Genomic DNA, 15,798 nt, shown 5'->3' with positions numbered 1-15,798 from the left:
ATGGCGAGCGAGGGACCGTATCGGCGGTCGCGGCGCAACTCAAGCGGTGTCGCGCCACATCCGGCGGCAGATTTGCGAAAATCGAAGTTTCAGGCAATAATTCCTACCATCCGGGATGTCCTCGATGGCCAAACAGCCCAAAGCCGCGCGACCGCTGACCCACGCTCAGGTCTGGGCCGCGCTCGACCGGCTCGCCGAACGTGCCGGCCTGTCGCCGTCCGGCCTTGCCAAGCAGTCCGGTCTCGATCCCACCACCTTCAACAAGTCCAAGCGCGTAACCGGTGATGGGCGCGAACGCTGGCCTTCGACCGAATCGCTTTCCAAGGCGCTGGCCGCGAGCAATGCCAGCATGGAGACCTTCGTGCAGTTGCTCGGCGATGGTCCGCGCGGCGGCCAGTCGGTGCCGTTGCTCGGCTTCGCGCAGGCCGGCGCCGGCGGCTATTTCGACGACTCAGGCTTTCCCGCCGGCAAGGGCTGGGACGAAGTGGCGCTGCCGGCGACATCAGACGAGCACGCCTATGCGCTGGAGATCGAGGGCGACTCGATGAAGCCGGCCTATCGCGAGGGCGACATCATCGTGGTGTCACCCGCAACCGCGATCCGCCGCGGCGATCGCGTCGTGGTGCGCACGACCGGCGGCGAGGTGATGGTGAAGGAATTGAAGCGACGCACCGGCAAGGTGCTGGAGCTCGCATCGCTCAATCCGGAGCATCCTGACCGCATGCTCGATGCCGAGGAGGTCGCCTGGATCGCGCGTGTGGTGTGGGCGAGCCAGTAATAGGCGATGCAGTCACCACCATCGTCGTCCCGGCGTAGGCCGGGAGCCATAACCACCGCGCAGCATTGCTTACACACGCTGGGGCCACAGCCTGCTCTAACAATCCAGCCCTGTGGTTATGGGTCCCGGCTTTTGCCGGGACGACGGCGGAGATCGCGGTACGTTCGGAACGCCCCTTACGTCGCGTAGTCCGGCTCCTTGCGGTCCAGCATCCGCTTCAGCGCATCGAAGTGCCGCTGCGACGGGCTCGGGCCGTTGTAGAGATGGTCGTCGCGGAAATCGCGCTTGGTCTTCTCCACCACATGCTGCGGCAATTGCTTGAGCGGCTGCTGGGTCCACATCGCGTAGATCTGCACCTGCGCGGCGCGCTCGATGTAATAGAGCCGGTCATAGGCATCGGCCACGGTCTCGCCGACGGTCGAGATGCCATGGTTGGCCATGAACAGGATGGTCTTGTTGCCGATCACCCTGGCGAGCCGCGCGCCTTCCTCGGGATCCAGCGCAGGGCCGGTGTAGAGATCGTCATAGGCGATCGCCTCCGACAGCCCGACCTCGGTCTGCCCGATCTCCTTGATGCGCGGATCCTCGAGCCGCGTCAGCGCGCTGGCATACGGCATATGGGTGTGGAACACCGCCTTGGCCTGCGGCAATGCCTTGTGGATCGGCGCGTGGATGCAATAGCAGGAGCGCTCGACTTCACCCTCGCCGCGCTTCACCTCGGCATCGTCGATGCCGACCTCCATGAAGGACGACGCGGTTACCTCCGACCAGTGCATGCCGAACGGGATCTGGTAGTAGCGGTCGCTGCGGCCGGGAACCACGAAGGTGAGATGATTGAAGATGCCTTCCGAAAAGCCGTGGATGTAAGCGAGCCGATGCGCGGCTGCGAGATCGACCCGCGCCTGCCATTCCTCGGCGCTCGAACTGTCCTGCAGCGATGTCGGCGAAACCCTGAACTGCATGCGCATGCTCCCATCTGTGCCGGCCGCTCGATGGAGGCCGTGCTGATTTTATGGAGCAAGTGTAGCGCAGTCCGGCGCTGACCTCCGGTGAAATTGCCGGGGATCAGCCATCTGGTTTTTGCGGCCTAGCGCCGCAGCGGTAGCCCGGATGGAGCGAAGCGAAATCCGGGGCGCCTGAGGCCGCTGGGAGATGGTCCCCGGATTTCGCTTCGCTCCATCCGGGCTACACGTCCGTCGAACTATGACGACCGCGCCAGCGCGCCGTCGATCATGTTGACCGCGTTCTGCACGCCGTAGACCGCGACGAAGGAGCCGAAGCGCGGGCCTTTCTCCTGGCCAAGCAGCACCTGGTAGAGCATGTTGAACCAGTCGAGCGACACGCCGGGGCGGCCGTCCTTGCCCTTCTTGACCATGTCGAGGAACGGCTCGCGACGGCCGATCTCGTAGACCACGTTCTGGATGTCTTCCGCGGTCGCGCTTGCCGGCATGTTGGCGAGCGCATCGCGCAGATCCTGCAGCGCGGCTCGTTCGCCATCGGTCGGTTCGCGGAACTGTTTCGTGGGCGCCACGAAGTCGCGATAGTAGTTGATGGCATAGCCGACCATCGCATCGAGCTTCGGATGGCTCTCGGGCGTCACGCCCGGACGATAGCGGCCGATGAAACCCCACAGCGTCTCGGCATTCTCCGCGTTCGACGACGACACCAGCGTCAGCAAGAGCTGGAAGGTGACCGGCATGTCGGCCTGCGGCGGCTTGCCGGAATGGATGTGCCAGACCGGATTTTGCAGCTGCTGCCGTGCCTCCTGCCGCGTGAAGCCGTCGAGAAACTGCTGGTAGTCGTCGACATTGCGCGGGATGACGTCGAAATAGAGCCGCTTCGCCGCCTTCGGCTCGCGATACATGAACAGCGACAGCGATTCCGGCGAGGCATAGCGCAGCCACTCGTCGATGGTCAGGCCGTTGCCCTTCGACTTCGAGATCTTCTGGCCCTTCTCGTCGAGGAACAGTTCGTAGTTGAAGCCTTCCGGCGGCGTGCCGCCGAGTGCCGAGCAGATCTTGGCCGACAGCTTCACCGAATCGATCAGGTCCTTGCCGGCCATTTCATAGTCGACGCCGAGCGCGTACCAGCGCATCGCCCAGTCCGGCTTCCATTGCAGCTTGCAGCGGCCGCCGGTGACCGGAACGGTGACGCTCTCCTTGGTCTCGGGATCCTCGTACGAAATCGTGCCGGCCTTGGCGTCATGCGCCGTCACCGGCACGTAGAGCACGAGGCCGGTGCGCGGACAGATCGGCAGGAACGGCGAGTAGCTCGCCGCGCGCTCCTCGCGCAGCGACGGCAGCATGATCGCCATCACCTTCTCGATCCGCTCCAGCATGCGCAGCAGCGCGGCATCGAACCGGCCTGAAGTGTAATACTCGGTCGAGCTCGCGAATTCGTAGTCGAAGCCGAACTGGTCGAGGAAGGCGCGCAGCCGCGCGTTGTTGTGCTGGCCGAAGCTCGGATGGGTGCCGAACGGATCGGGCACCTTGGTCAGCGGCTTGCCGAGATGCTGTTCGAGCATCTCCTTGTTCGGCACGTTGTCCGGCACCTTGCGCAGGCCGTCCATGTCGTCGGAGAAGGCGAGCAGGCGCGTCTTGATCTTATCCTCGGTCAGCACGCGGAAGGCGTGGCGCACCATCGTGGTGCGCGCGACCTCGCCGAAGGTGCCGATATGCGGCAGGCCCGACGGGCCATAGCCGGTCTCGAACAGCACCTCGTGCTTTGGATTATCCTTGGGATTTTTCTTCAGCCGCGCCACAATCGCTTTTGCCTGCTCGAACGGCCAGGCGTTGGATTGTTCGGCGAGCGCCCGCAGGTCGCTCGGGCTGGCGGCAAGATCAATCACGGACATTCTTCAGGCTTTCTCCAAAAAGGCCGCGAAAACTAACGCTTTCGCGGCAAAATGCAAAGTTTGGGGCCAACTCGCCCCAAACCGTCATTGCGAGGAGCGAAGCGACGAAGCAATCCATCTATCCCCGCGGTGAGGCATGGATTGCTTCGCTTCGCTCGCAACGACGGCGGATAACATCGCGCCGCGTCAGAACGGGCTGATCGAGAAATAGCGCAGCCACAGATCGGTGAAGCGGCCTTTTTCCCATATCCGGAACAGCGCCCAGTTCAGGGACTGCCGGAGCAGATCGTTGCCCTTGCGAACGGCGATGCCGACGCCCTCACCGAAATAGCGGCTCTCGACGAAGGGGCCGCCGGAAAACGCACAGCACTCGGCGGAATCGGTACCGTTGATCCAGAATGCAAGCGAGATCGCGTCGCCGAAGATGAAGTCGACCTCGCCGCGGCGCAGCGCCGCGCGCAGCGTGTCGTTGTCCGGATAGGAATGGATCTCGGCGTCGGTGAACATCGCCTTGAGGTAGGCCTCGTGCGAGGTGCCGGCGATGACGCCGACCTTCTTGCCCTCGAGATATTCCGGGCGGATTTCCGGCATCACATTGTCGCGGCGCGACACGAAGCGGGCCGGCGCGCGGTAATAGGGATCGGTGAAATCGACCTTGGCGCGCAGCTGCGGCGTCACCGCCATCGACGCGATGATGGCGTCACCGCGGTTGGTGGCGAGCGCATCGATCAAGGTCTCGAAGCGCCGCATCTGGATGGTGCAGGTGACCTTGATCTCGTCGCACAGCGAGCGCGCCAGGTCGACATTGAAGCCGGCCGGATTGCCGTCCGGGCCGGTGAAGTTGAACGGCGGATAATCGGTCTCGGTCAGGAAGCGGATCACGGTGAGGCGCGACAGGTCCGGCCGATCCGGCCGCCGCCGCGGGTCCCAGAAGCCCGGCACCGCCTGCGGCGCGGCCTCGGCCGCCTTGGCAGGCTGGTTCGGCGCCGACGAGGCGGCAGCCGACGGGGGCGTCGCGGGCGCCACTGGTACGGGGGCGGGCTTGGCAGGCGCGGCCGGTGCGGGAGCCATCTTGGCCGCCGGTGCCTGCGGCGCCGTCGCCGGAGGCGTCTGCGCAACTGCCGGCCCCGCCACGGCCAGCCCGGCAACCGCCATCATTGCCGCGGCCAGGCGAAGCTGGCGCGAACGGACGGCAAAGGGTTGGGCGGACAGATTCGGCATAACCGGCAATATCAGGGAATTGAACGGCTTATAGACCATCCGGCGCCTGATGCGAGCGCCGAATGGGTTAATCTGGGCCGGAAATGGCGGTCAGAGATACCGCTTGAGATCGGCGGCCGCCTCTTCCGGCGTCCGTTTCAGATTGAACGGCGCGACGAAATGGCCGTCGCGGTCCATCAGATAGATTAGCGCGGTGTGATCCATCGTGTAGTCGCCATCCTTCAGCGGCACCTTCTTGGCGTAGACACGGTAGCTCGACAGCACCTTGGCGATCGCGGCCGGCTCGCCGGTCAAGCCCTTGAGGTGCGGATCGAAGCTCGACAGGTAGTCCTTCATCGCCGTGGCGGTGTCGCGTTCCGGATCGACCGAGACGAAATAGGCATTCACGCGGTCGGCGTCCTTGCCCATCGCCTTCAGGACCTCGGAAATCTCGAACAGTGAGGTCGGGCAGATGTCCGGGCAATGGGTGAAGCCGAAGAAGATCAGCGTCGGCTTGCCCTGGAGATTCTTGTCGGTGACGGTCTGGCCGGCCTGGTCGGTGAGCTGGAACGGCCCACCGATCGCGGCTGGCGCGGCGACGGTGCGCAAGCCGCCGACCGCCCACAACATGAGGAACAGGCCGACCGCCAGACTGCCCGCGAAGGCAGCGAAGATCACCAATGGGCGAGTGGTCCGGGGCATGATGCAGGGGCGTCCTTGTCAGAAGCAGGCGGCGATGCCGGCCGTGATCATTTCGAAAAACACCGCGGTCCCGTAGTGGAACCAGAGCGCGGCGGCGGCGAGCAAGGCCAATCCGCCGATTCCGGCAGCGCCCCACAGGATCGCGGACGCCACCCGGCCCTGCGGAGCCGTGACAAGCTCGGATCGGGTGGAGATCGGCTGAACCATGCGGTTGAGATAAGCCGGGTTCCTCCAGCCAGCAAGCGCAATGGCGGTCGCATTCCGTCAAATGATAGCGAGGCGATATCCGCCGCGCCCCCCCTCGTCATGGTGGGCTCGCCGGCCATGACGCGAGAGGATGTTGGACCGGGATCAGCGGCTCAGCGTGCGGGCTCAGCGGTCGCCTTGGGCGCCGAGGCCTGGGCGTTGAGGTAGCAGGGCTTGTACAGCGCCTGCAGTTGCTTGCCGCGCAGGAAGATCATGTGCCGGGTCAGGCCACCGCGATCGGTGATCCATTTACGCACCGCCGGCGGATACATCAGGTACAGCATATGGGTGGCTTCAGGATTGGGGACCGGGCGGCCATTGTCGCCGTAATCCCAGGCAGCATGGAAGCCGAGCGTGGCGTGTGAGGTCACACAGATCCGGTCATGCGGCACCTTGCCGAGCACGATGGTGCAGGCCGAGGCGCACAGCCCGTCAATGATCACGGTCTCACCCGACGTGCGCAGGTCCTGATACCTGTCGACATAGACCCCGATCTTGCCGCCGCGATCGTCGGCGATCCTGACCACTGCTTGAGACGCCCCCATTCCCGCCAGCAGGAGAACCGCAGCGAGCAACCCCGTCAGCAACTTCATTTTGGCCAGCCCCAGTCGAAACCGAATCTGTTTGGTCTGTGATGCAAGACAATCGTGAGCGTGTTGCGGCGACGGATTTTTGTCCAGACGAGCGAAGCCGGTCAAAACAAATTCAAATTGGGTGTTGCGCCGACGCTGCAGTGACGTGGGGAAAAGGTCCCAAACTGGAACAACTTGCCGCAACCATTTGGTGCTTCGCCGCCACAGGCAAGGTCCATTTGGCGTTGACCGCGCACAACGGCGCGGTCTTGAATCGCGGCGGGACGGGGGACATCCAAATGGCTGACGATGCAGATGTGATCGTGATCGGCGCCGGACTTGCCGGCCTGGTCGCCGCAACCGAGATCGCCGACGCCGGCAAGCGCGTCATCGTGCTCGACCAGGAGGGGGAACAGAGCATCGGCGGCCAGGCCTTCTGGTCGTTTGGCGGATTGTTCCTGGTCGATTCGCCGGAACAACGCCGGCTCGGCATCAAGGATTCGGTCGAACTCGCGCTGCAGGACTGGATGGGCACTGCGGGTTTCGATCGTGACGAGGATCATTGGCCGCGCAAATGGGCCGAAGCCTATGTCGCGTTCGCGGCGGGCGAGAAACGTGACTGGTTGCGCGCGATGGGCCACCGCATCTTCCCGGTGGTCGGCTGGGCCGAGCGCGGTGGCTACGACGCGATGGGTCACGGCAATTCGGTGCCGCGCTTCCACGTCACCTGGGGCACCGGCCCCGGCATCGTCGAACCGTTCGAGCGCCGCGCGCGCGAGGCCGCCAAGAGCGGACGGCTGATATTCAAGTTCCGCCATCGCGTCGATGCGCTCAGCGTCAGCAATGGCGCGGTCGACGGCGTCAGCGGCGCGATCCTGGAAACGACCTCGGTCGAGCGCGGCAAGAGTTCCTCGCGCAACGTCGTCGGTGATTTTACGTTGCGCGCACCGGCGGTGATCGTCGCCTCCGGCGGCATCGGCGGCAATCATGATCTGGTGCGGCAGAACTGGCCGAAGCGGCTCGGCGAACCGCCGAAGTTCATGATCTCCGGCGTGCCCGAGCATGTCGACGGCCGCATGATCGGAATCACCGAGCAGGCGGGCGGCCGGCTGATCAACCGCGACCGCATGTGGCACTATGTCGAGGGCATCCAAAACTGGAACCCGATCTGGCCGCGTCACGGCATCCGGATTCTTCCGGGGCCATCGTCGATGTGGTTCGACGCGTCAGGCCAGCGACTGCCGGCGCCGCTGTTCCCGGGCTCCGACACGCTCGGGCAACTGCATTACATCATGGGCACCGGCTACGATTATTCGTGGTTCATCCTGACCCAGAGCATCATCAAGAAGGAGTTCGCGCTGTCGGGCTCGGAGCAAAACCCCGACCTCACCGGAAAAAGCTGGCGCATGACGGTCAAGCGCGCCACCAACAAGGGCGCGCCGGCGCCGGTGGAGGCCTTCAAGCAGCACGGCGCCGACTTCATCGTGCGCGACAATCTCGCCGACCTCGTCGTCGCCATGAACAAGCTCACAGGCAATGACCTGTTGCAACACGACGCCATCAGGACGCAGATCGAGGCGCGCGACCGCGAGATCACCAACCCTTACGTCAAGGATGCGCAGGTGATGAACCTGCACAATGCGCGGCGCTACATCGGCGACAGGCTGATCCGAACCGCGAAGCCGCACCGGATCCTCGATCCCGCGCACGGTCCGCTGATCGCGGTGAAGCTCAACATCCTGACCCGCAAGACGCTCGGCGGCTTCGAGACCGATCTCGATTCACGCGTGTTCGGCAGGGATCACCAGATCATCCGCGGGCTCTACGCGGCCGGCGAAGCCGCCGGCTTCGGCGGCGGCGGCGTGCACGGCTATCGCTCGCTGGAGGGAACATTCCTCGGCGGCTGCCTGTTCTCGGGCCGCAACGCCGGGCGCGCGGCGGCGAAGGCGGTGAGTTGAGGCCCCCCTCGTCACGGGCGAGACGGCGAAACGAAAATGAAAGAGCCCGCCGGGTTGAACCGGCGGGCTGTCATCATTGAGTCCGAATTTCTTCAGCTATCCCAGCGCTCACGCCACCTTGGTGAACAGCGTGAGAATGCCGTTGCTGAGATTGACCGCGACAACCTGTGCCGAGCTCAGTCCCTTCGCCTTGAGCGCGGATGTCGCTTCCGTGGACGCGTCGATGGAACCGCGCAGGCTCTTCAGGTCTTCTTCGCTTGCCTTTGCGATGACGGCCTCGACCCTTGAGCGGACTTCGGGTTTCAGTTCCTTGACGTCCACGACCTGTATGGTCTTGATCGTGGCGGGTTGCTCAGACTCGGCCTGCGGCGTGTTCGGTTGCGTTCCCTGCGTTTGCGCCCAAGCAGGAGTTCCAAGCGAGAGCGCGGCAACGATGATCGACGCCGTAGAGATGCGGATGCGCATGAGTATTCCTTGTGTTGATGACCCCCAACATCCCGCGACAACGAGCTTTCCTTGCTTATTGTTCCGGCGGAACTCCGCTCCCGACACCAGCGCCGTCGCAGGGACGACGCCAAAATATCGAAAACAACCCCATGCAAAGCAGCCGGCGGCGGCCGGCGCTCGACCGAGGAACTTGACACGTCGGGCAAATCAGGAGCATACTTCTAATATTCAGAAATGACGCAAGTGTCCCTCGCAGCTTGATCTCACCTTGCTCTGATCTTATTGCGTCATAAATTTCGTCGCTCATCCTGAGAAGACTTGACGATATGCAGCTCCGTCATTGCGAGGAGCGCGAGCGACGAAGCAATCCATGCTTACGGCGCGATGGATTGCTTCGCTTCGCTCGCAATGACGAAGTGGTCCCGCTGCAGATCGCTACCCTTATGACGCAGTGGAACTACTCCAACTCCGCACCGAGGAACCGCACGCCAAACGTGTCGGCGTTGGCCTCGCCCCAATCGTAGAGTGCCTGCAGCATCGGTTGATGCGCTTCTTGAGCGGTGACGGGACCGATCATGGACGCCGCCAGCATCGAGACTCCAAGAATCAGAAATTGCCTGGCGTCCATGTCATCCACCTGCCCGTGTTCGTTCCGAACCGCCGCGGGGTTCTATTCTGACCGTAGCGGAGCGCGCACGTGCGCCGATCATCGGGTCGAGATAGCGACTGTCGCGATATTTGACCCGATAGGCCTCGTCGATCCGATCGTTGATGGCTCCTTCGATCGGCTCGAACGTCACGTCCTTCGTGATGCCGGCGGCACTGATCCGTCCCGCCCTTTGACGGTTAGCCGCTTGATACCAACGGGAGGCCTTGCCGTTGTAGGCGCGTACATAGAGCGCGCCGTCCACCACCACGGACCAGATCCAGGTCGGCGTACCGCAGGTTTGCCCGTCCTCGCGGAGAGGCGCGATGCGAAGGTCGTCCGAAGCGGCGATCTTGCCCAACTCGTCTTGTGTCCAAGCGGTCATGCCGGTCTCTCCGATCACTTCCGATACTGCTCGTCGCTGACCTTCTCCATCCAGTCGACGTTCTTGCCTCCGACGGATTCCTGGACAGCGATGTGTGTCATTGCCGTCGTGGGCGACGCGCCGTGCCAGTGCTTCAGTCCGGGCGGAAACCACACCACGTCGCCGGGACGGACCTCCTCGACGGGGCCGCCCTCACGCTGCACCCAACCGAGTCCCGACGTGATGATCAATGTCTGCCCGAGCGGATGGGTGTGCCACGCGGTGCGGGCCCCGGGTTCGAACGTGACCTGACCGGCGCCGGTGCGGGCCGGGTCGGGCGCCTGGAACAGCGGATCCACGCGTACTGTGCCGGTGAACCAGTCCTGAGAGCCTTTCTGCGAAGGCCGAGACCCGTTTCTCTTGATGTCGATATCCATGCGAAGCTCCTTTGCTGGTTCGGACGCGAGCGCCAGCGGGTTACGCACTCCGATCGAAGCGGCGACGCCGCCGCACATCAGCACTCTTCTGCGTGTGATCATCGTGCGCTCTGCCTAGAGCGGGCCGTATCCAGGTTTCTTGTAAATCGTGTCGGGCTTGCCGATGATGTCGGGCCCGTAGACCTGCTCGGTCCAGTTTTTCGGCTGCACGTCTTCGATGCCAACGGAAACGGATTCTTCGCCGCAATTGAGCGTGCTTGTCACCGCATCCATGATCGCTTGCGCAAGCGCTTGCTTGTGTCGCTCGGACTTTCCCGAGTAGAGCTTGACGACGACATGCGGCATGGCGTCTCCTTCAGCGCTGGCGCTTTTCGATGACATCCTTGATGATCGGCGCCGCGGAGAACGCGTTGGGCCAGCCGGCGTAGAACGCGAGTTGACCGAGCACCTCGCCGGCCTCGTCCCGGGTCAATCCGTTATCCATCGCCCGGTTCAAGTGGTAGGTGATCTGGGCAACCTGTCCCGTCGCGACGAGAGCACTGACTGTGACCAGGCTCCGGTCCCGAGGCGCAAGATCCGGTCTCAGCCAGAGATCCCGAAAGAGCACGTCGGTCGTGTATTGGACGAGGCTCGGCGCAATCTGGCCGAACTGCTCTCCGACACGCGTCGCGCGTTGCTTCTCCGCGACCTCGTCGAGCGGAAGCTGCGGTCCCGAGACCGCCGGGAGCTGGTCCACGCCGATGTTGCGGCCCGTGAAGACGTCCTTTGCCGCCGGGATCGCATCCATTGCGTTGGCCCAACCGGTGTAGAACGCCAAATGCGTGATGATCTCGGAGATCTCGGCCGGCGTCACGCCGCTGTCGAGCGCAAGACCGAGATAGTATCGCAGTTCGACGGTCTGGTCGCGAGCGATGAGCGCAGAGATAGTAACGATGCTGCGGTCGCGACGCGAGAGACCGGGCCGCTTCCAGAGATCGCCCAGAACGACATCATGCGCGTACTTCGCCAGCGCCGGCGCGACGAGGTGAACGTCTTTCGATTGGGACATGGGATTTGCTCCTTCGATGGTGGTCTGCTCCGCGACGGCAGCACCTGCGATCAGGCAGAGCGAGAACAAGGCTGCTGCGAGCATCCTCATTGCGGGCTTCCCTCAACGGCGACCGGGTTCACGATCAGCCACCAGGCGACGAGCGCGGCGCAGAGAACGGTGGCGGCGCTGGCCAGAAATAGAACGTTCAGCCTCGCTCCGGTCGCGATCAATCCGAGCGCGGGGCTGGCGACCCCCTGAGCCAGATCGAGAAAAGCGGTGTAGGCGCCCATGGCCAGGCCGCGGCTCTGTGCCGGAACGCGGCGAACCGCTTCGACGGCGAAGCCGGGATAGACCAGCGAGAAGCCGAACCCGGTGAGCGCGGCGCCGACGAGCGCCATCTCGGGTCGGACGGCCAACCAGATCAGCGCCTGGCCGGCGGCTTCGATCAGTGCGCAGACCAGAGCGACCTTCGCGCCGCCGATCGCGTCGGCCAAGTGGCTGAAGAATACCCGCGCCAGAATGAAGGCGACGGCGTAGGCCGTGTAGGCGAGCCATCCGTTGGGCCACCCTCGGATCGCAAACAGCAAGGCGACGAACGTGGTCACCGCGCCGAAGCCGACGCTGCCGAGGGCCGATCCGAAGCCCGGCACCCAGACGACGCCGACAACCGCGGCGAACGAGGAGCGCCCATGCTGCACGGGAGCGACCGCAGGAAGCGATGCGACAAGCAGCAGGGTCGCCAGCGGAGCCGCCGCTGTGGCCAATGCGATCGCCGCAAAGCCGTAGGCTGCATAAAGTGCGGATCCAGCAGGCGCGCCGATCGCGAAGGCCGCGAACATCGCCGAGCCCACCCAGGCGATGACCCTTCCCGGGCTCCGAGAATCTGCGAGCGCCAATCCCCAACTCACTGCCGCAGTGATAATGAAGCTCTCGGCTCCGCCGAGCAACGCGCGCCCCAACAGGAGGATCGCCACCGACGTCCGCGGAGACCCGCTGAAGCCGAGCGATAGCAGATAGAGTAGTCCCGCGGCTGTGGCTGCCAGGAGGCCTGCGATCACGCCGCGCTTCGCTCCGTGACCATCCGAATAGTGACCTGCCCACGGTCGCGATATCAACGATGCGGCGAACTGACTGCCGGCGACAAGGCCCACCACGAACGTTCCGAGACCCAACCCATCGTGCACGTGAAGGGGCAGAACGGGCATCGCCACGCCGATGACGAGAAAGGCAACGAAGACCACGCCCATGATCGGCAGCAATGCGGCTGCGATGCGAGGGGCGGCGACTGGCTCTTGCATGGCGGTTATCGACATGACTTCACAGTTCCTGCCTCGTTGGCTGGTAACGGATCTCGCTGATGTCCACTGCCACGGACTGGCTCATTTGGCGCGCGACCGCCGCGCGAAACGAGCGAGCCGAGACCATTCGTCCTGATTTCCTCGATCATCGGTGCTCGCCCTCCTGTCGGAGCAGCAATGCCCCGATGGCTGGTCCGAACCTAAGCCCTTCGATCTCCCGGGATTAGGTGATAGATTTCGAATGTAGTCATTAGGCAGACTTATCAATGCAACGGGAAGACGCGAGCGACCTCCTCGCTTTCCTCGCCGTGGCGAGGGAGCGCAGTTTCACGCGCGCCGCCGCGAAGTTCGGCATGACGCAATCCGCGCTCAGCCAGATCATAAGAAATCTGGAAGAGCGCCTCGGCGTCAGATTGCTGAACCGTACGACCCGCAGCGTGACGCCGACGCAAGCCGGAGAGCGATTGTTCCAGAAGATCGGCCCGAAATTCGCCGACATAGACGTCGAACTCGCGGCACTCGGTGAATTGAGAGAGAAGCCGGCGGGCACGATCCGGATCACTGCGACGGAATATGCCGTCCAGGCCATTCTCATGCCTGCGCTCTCGAGGATCCTTCCGAAGTACCCGGACATCAACGTCGAAACCCTGATCGACTACGGTCTGACGAATATCGTGGCCGCCCAGTACGATGCCGGTATCCGTCCAGGCGAATTGGTCGCCAAGGACATGATCGCCGTGAGGGTCGGACCGGACCTCCGGATGGCCGTCGTCGGCTCGCCCTCCTATTTCGCCGAGCGCAAGCGGCCGAAGACGCCGCAGGATCTCACGAACCACAATTGCCTCAACCTTCGCCTACCGACGCACGGTGGCAGCCTCTACGCATGGGAGTTCGAAAAGGATGGGAGAGAACTCAACGTTCGCGTCGAGGGACAGCTTGTGTTCAATAGCGCGAGCCTCCTCCTGGAGGGTGCGCTCAAAGGTTTCGGCCTGGCCTACCTGACCGAAGGCCATGTGCAGCCCTACGTTTCCAGAGGCGAGCTGGTGAGGGTACTCTCGGATTGGTGTCCGCCGTTCTCCGGCTACCACCTCTACTATCCAAGCCGCCGCCAGCCTTCGCCGGCTTTCGCCTTGTTGGTCGACACGCTGCGGTACCGGCGCAGATGATCTGCTGACGTCAGCTATTGTCAGCGAAGCAAACTCGCGTTACCCAACTGGATAGTTCCGCACTTGGCCCATCGCGACATGCGCTGCGGTTGCGCAAAGGAGGTCGGCGTCATCTTGAACCGGGCATCGACGAAGATTCACCAGTCCATGTCCTACTCCGCCTCCGCGCTCGCGAACCGCACGCCGAACGTGTCGGCGTTGGCTTCGCCCCAGTCGTAAAGTGCCTGCAGCATCGGCTTCAGCATCTCGCCGCGCTTGGTCAGGCAGTAGCGCGAGGAGCCGCCGCCGCGCTCCTGCTTGACGAAGCCTGAATTGCAGAGGTCGCGCAGCCGCTCGGTCAACACCTTGTCGCTGAGCTGCGGGATGTCATGGCGGAGTTCGCCATAGCGCATCGGCCGGACCTTCAGCCGGCTCAGGATCACGGTCTTCCATTTGCCGCTGAGCTGATCGATCGAGAACTCGACCGGGCAACCATATTTGCGCTTGGTCTTGCGGATCATCGCAACTCTCCCGCGGCACTTTCCATCTGGTTCGTTGAGCGCCGCCATCGATCCATCTAAGCACGCTTCGCACGGGTTGGGCGAGCTTAGGGATCATTGCAAGGTATGACAGACGACAATTCCGCCCAAGGTCCAAACCAAAGTCCAAACGTCGAGCGACACAAGCGCAAGCGCATCGTCGTCAGACGCAGCGGGCCCTACGAACTCGAGCCCGGCATTGCGATCGTCGATCATCTCGGTGTGCCGGTTGCAGCCGAGGCGCCGGTGCGGCTGTGCCGCTGCGGACAATCGCAGACCAAGCCGTTCTGCGACGACAGTCACGTCGCGCGCGGCTTCACCGACGCCAGGGATCCGCGGCGCGTGCCCGACAAGCTCGAGGTCTATGCCGGGCAGCAGGCGTTCGTGTTCGATAACCGCGGCACCTGCGCGCATTCAGCCTTCTGCACCGACCGCCTCAACTCGGTGTTCCATCTTGGCGAGGAGCCGTTCGTTGCGCCGAGCGGCGCGCGCCTCGACGATCTCATCAATGCGGTGCGCAGATGCCCGTCGGGCGCACTCGGCATCGGCATCGGCCCGGAGCGCGACGCCGATCTGTCCGATACCAGCCGGCCGCCACAGATCGAAATATCGAAGGACGGCCCGTATCGCGTCACCGGCCGCGTAGAACTGGTCGACGAAGGCGGCACGCCGGTCGCACAGAACGCGGGTGCGTCTCAGGAACATGCCAGCCTGTGCCGCTGCGGCTCGTCGCTGAACAAGCCGTTCTGCAGCGGGATGCACTGGAACGTCGGGTTTCACGACCCGGTCCCCGATCCCTTGCGCGAGCCGACATTGTTCGAATGGGCCGGCGGCTATCCGGCGCTGCTCGACATGACGCGGATCTTCTACAGCCGCTACGTGCCGGAGGACCCGCTGCTCTCTCCGCTGTTCGCCGAGATGTCGCCGGATCATCCGGAACGGGTGGCGGCCTGGCTCAGCGAGGTGTTCGGCGGTCCGCGGCTCTATACAGAGCGCTATGGTGGCTATCGGCGGATGGTGTCGCAGCACATCGGCAAGGAGATCCGGCCGGAGCAGCGCGCGCTGTGGGCCACCTACATGGTGCAGAGCGCCGACGATGCCGGACTGCCGTCCGATCCGGAATTCCGCGCCGCCTTCGTCGCCTATATCGAATGGGGCTCGCGGATCGCGGTGGAGAACTCCGGCGCCGACGCGAAGCCGCCGCCGAACATGCCGGTGCCGCGCTGGTGGTGGGTCTGCAACGCGACACCCGCGGCACGCCCATCCGCAATCGCGGACGATGCGCAGGCCGTGAGCGAAACCGGCGTCGCGTGGCCCGGTCCGGATGAGGCGGTGCAGTTCGAGCAGCATATCCGGCCGCTGTTCCGGCCGATGGATCGCAGCTCGATGCTGTTCGCCTTCGATCTCTGGAAGGAGGAGGACGTCGCCCGGCACAGCCGGCAGATCCTCGCCCGCCTGGAGGCCGGCACCATGCCGTGCGACGGCGCCTGGCCGGCCGAACAGGTGGCGCTGTTCGCGCGCTGGGCGGGCGCGGTGAAAGCGCCAGCTTGATCGTGAAGCCACGCCCCGGCCGGACCGGTTG

General features: G+C 64.1%; 18 protein-coding genes. 4 read left to right on the top strand and 14 right to left on the bottom strand.

The features are described 5' to 3' along the window. The first annotated feature begins 124 nt into the window (after positions 1 to 124). Positions 125 to 778: a S24 family peptidase gene (locus FBZ93_RS23465; protein ID WP_146988905.1), complete on the top strand. Its 654-nt coding sequence runs from the start codon at positions 125 to 127 to the stop codon at positions 776 to 778. Positions 779 to 954: 176 nt separating this feature from the next. Here FBZ93_RS23465 and FBZ93_RS23460 read toward each other — a convergent pair whose 3' ends face one another. The 6 genes from FBZ93_RS23460 to FBZ93_RS23435 form a co-directional block, all read right to left on the bottom strand. Beyond that, on the bottom strand, positions 955 to 1,740 hold the full coding sequence (locus FBZ93_RS23460) for a class II aldolase/adducin family protein (RefSeq protein ID WP_246667613.1): 786 nt from the start codon (positions 1,738 to 1,740) through the stop codon (positions 955 to 957). Positions 1,741 to 1,979: 239 nt separating this feature from the next. Next, a complete protein-coding gene (locus FBZ93_RS23455) occupies positions 1,980 to 3,632 on the bottom strand; it encodes a lysine--tRNA ligase (protein ID WP_146988901.1) in 1,653 nt (550 codons plus the stop codon). Between the two features lie 186 nt (positions 3,633 to 3,818). Further along, entirely contained in the window at positions 3,819 to 4,703 is an 885-nt protein-coding gene (locus tag FBZ93_RS23450) for a transporter substrate-binding domain-containing protein (RefSeq protein ID WP_433995441.1), read from the bottom strand. Positions 4,704 to 4,943: 240 nt separating this feature from the next. Further along, positions 4,944 to 5,534: an SCO family protein gene (locus FBZ93_RS23445; protein WP_146988897.1), complete on the bottom strand. Its 591-nt coding sequence runs from the start codon at positions 5,532 to 5,534 to the stop codon at positions 4,944 to 4,946. A gap of 18 nt (positions 5,535 to 5,552) precedes the next feature. Next, a complete protein-coding gene (locus tag FBZ93_RS23440) occupies positions 5,553 to 5,741 on the bottom strand; it encodes a hypothetical protein (RefSeq protein ID WP_092126258.1) in 189 nt (62 codons plus the stop codon). A 152-nt stretch (positions 5,742 to 5,893) separates the two neighbouring features. Beyond that, positions 5,894 to 6,373 carry a hypothetical protein gene (locus FBZ93_RS23435; protein WP_146988895.1) on the bottom strand — a complete coding sequence of 160 codons (480 nt, stop codon included), beginning with the start codon at positions 6,371 to 6,373 and terminating at the stop codon, positions 5,894 to 5,896. A 278-nt stretch (positions 6,374 to 6,651) separates the two neighbouring features. Between FBZ93_RS23435 and FBZ93_RS23430 the strand changes: the two genes are divergently transcribed. Beyond that, entirely contained in the window at positions 6,652 to 8,310 is a 1,659-nt protein-coding gene (locus tag FBZ93_RS23430) for an FAD-binding dehydrogenase (protein WP_146988893.1), read from the top strand. Between the two features lie 108 nt (positions 8,311 to 8,418). Here FBZ93_RS23430 and FBZ93_RS23425 read toward each other — a convergent pair whose 3' ends face one another. From FBZ93_RS23425 to FBZ93_RS23395, 7 genes are all read right to left on the bottom strand, one after another. Further along, positions 8,419 to 8,775 (bottom strand): hypothetical protein, encoded by a 357-nt coding sequence (locus FBZ93_RS23425; protein ID WP_146988892.1) that lies wholly within the window; start codon positions 8,773 to 8,775, stop codon positions 8,419 to 8,421. A gap of 439 nt (positions 8,776 to 9,214) precedes the next feature. After that, on the bottom strand, positions 9,215 to 9,385 hold the full coding sequence (locus tag FBZ93_RS41370) for a hypothetical protein (protein WP_246667612.1): 171 nt from the start codon (positions 9,383 to 9,385) through the stop codon (positions 9,215 to 9,217). A gap of 1 nt (position 9,386) precedes the next feature. Next, positions 9,387 to 9,788 (bottom strand): DUF2255 family protein, encoded by a 402-nt coding sequence (locus tag FBZ93_RS23415; protein WP_146988890.1) that lies wholly within the window; start codon positions 9,786 to 9,788, stop codon positions 9,387 to 9,389. Positions 9,789 to 9,802: 14 nt separating this feature from the next. Then, complete coding sequence (locus tag FBZ93_RS23410) at positions 9,803 to 10,198, bottom strand: (R)-mandelonitrile lyase (RefSeq protein ID WP_146989390.1); 396 nt, start codon at positions 10,196 to 10,198, stop codon at positions 9,803 to 9,805. Positions 10,199 to 10,318: 120 nt separating this feature from the next. Next, positions 10,319 to 10,549: a tautomerase family protein gene (locus tag FBZ93_RS23405; RefSeq protein ID WP_146988888.1), complete on the bottom strand. Its 231-nt coding sequence runs from the start codon at positions 10,547 to 10,549 to the stop codon at positions 10,319 to 10,321. Positions 10,550 to 10,559: 10 nt separating this feature from the next. Then, positions 10,560 to 11,342, bottom strand: coding sequence for a carboxymuconolactone decarboxylase family protein (locus FBZ93_RS23400; protein ID WP_146988886.1), 783 nt, complete (start codon positions 11,340 to 11,342; stop codon positions 10,560 to 10,562). Beyond that, positions 11,339 to 12,547: an arabinose transporter gene (locus FBZ93_RS23395; protein WP_146988884.1), complete on the bottom strand. Its 1,209-nt coding sequence runs from the start codon at positions 12,545 to 12,547 to the stop codon at positions 11,339 to 11,341. The genes FBZ93_RS23400 and FBZ93_RS23395 overlap by 4 nt, the downstream gene beginning before the upstream one ends. 251 nt (positions 12,548 to 12,798) lie before the next feature. Here FBZ93_RS23395 and FBZ93_RS23390 point away from each other — a divergent pair, with 251 nt between their 5' ends. Then, positions 12,799 to 13,698 (top strand): LysR family transcriptional regulator, encoded by a 900-nt coding sequence (locus tag FBZ93_RS23390; protein WP_146988882.1) that lies wholly within the window; start codon positions 12,799 to 12,801, stop codon positions 13,696 to 13,698. A gap of 152 nt (positions 13,699 to 13,850) precedes the next feature. Here the strand turns inward: FBZ93_RS23390 and FBZ93_RS23385 are convergent, their stop codons facing one another. Continuing rightward, positions 13,851 to 14,198, bottom strand: a complete 348-nt coding sequence (locus FBZ93_RS23385) for a winged helix-turn-helix transcriptional regulator (RefSeq protein ID WP_146988880.1) — start codon at positions 14,196 to 14,198, stop codon at positions 13,851 to 13,853. 105 nt (positions 14,199 to 14,303) lie between these two features. Here FBZ93_RS23385 and FBZ93_RS23380 point away from each other — a divergent pair, with 105 nt between their 5' ends. Further along, positions 14,304 to 15,767, top strand: a complete 1,464-nt coding sequence (locus tag FBZ93_RS23380; RefSeq protein ID WP_146988878.1) for a CDGSH iron-sulfur domain-containing protein — start codon at positions 14,304 to 14,306, stop codon at positions 15,765 to 15,767. Positions 15,768 to 15,798 lie beyond the last annotated feature (31 nt).

It is taken from the genome of Bradyrhizobium macuxiense (assembly GCF_007993935.1).
GTDB lineage: Bacteria > Pseudomonadota > Alphaproteobacteria > Rhizobiales > Xanthobacteraceae > Bradyrhizobium > Bradyrhizobium macuxiense_A.
Note: the sequence above shows the minus strand (reverse complement) of the source record. Positions and strands in the feature narration are given on the sequence as shown.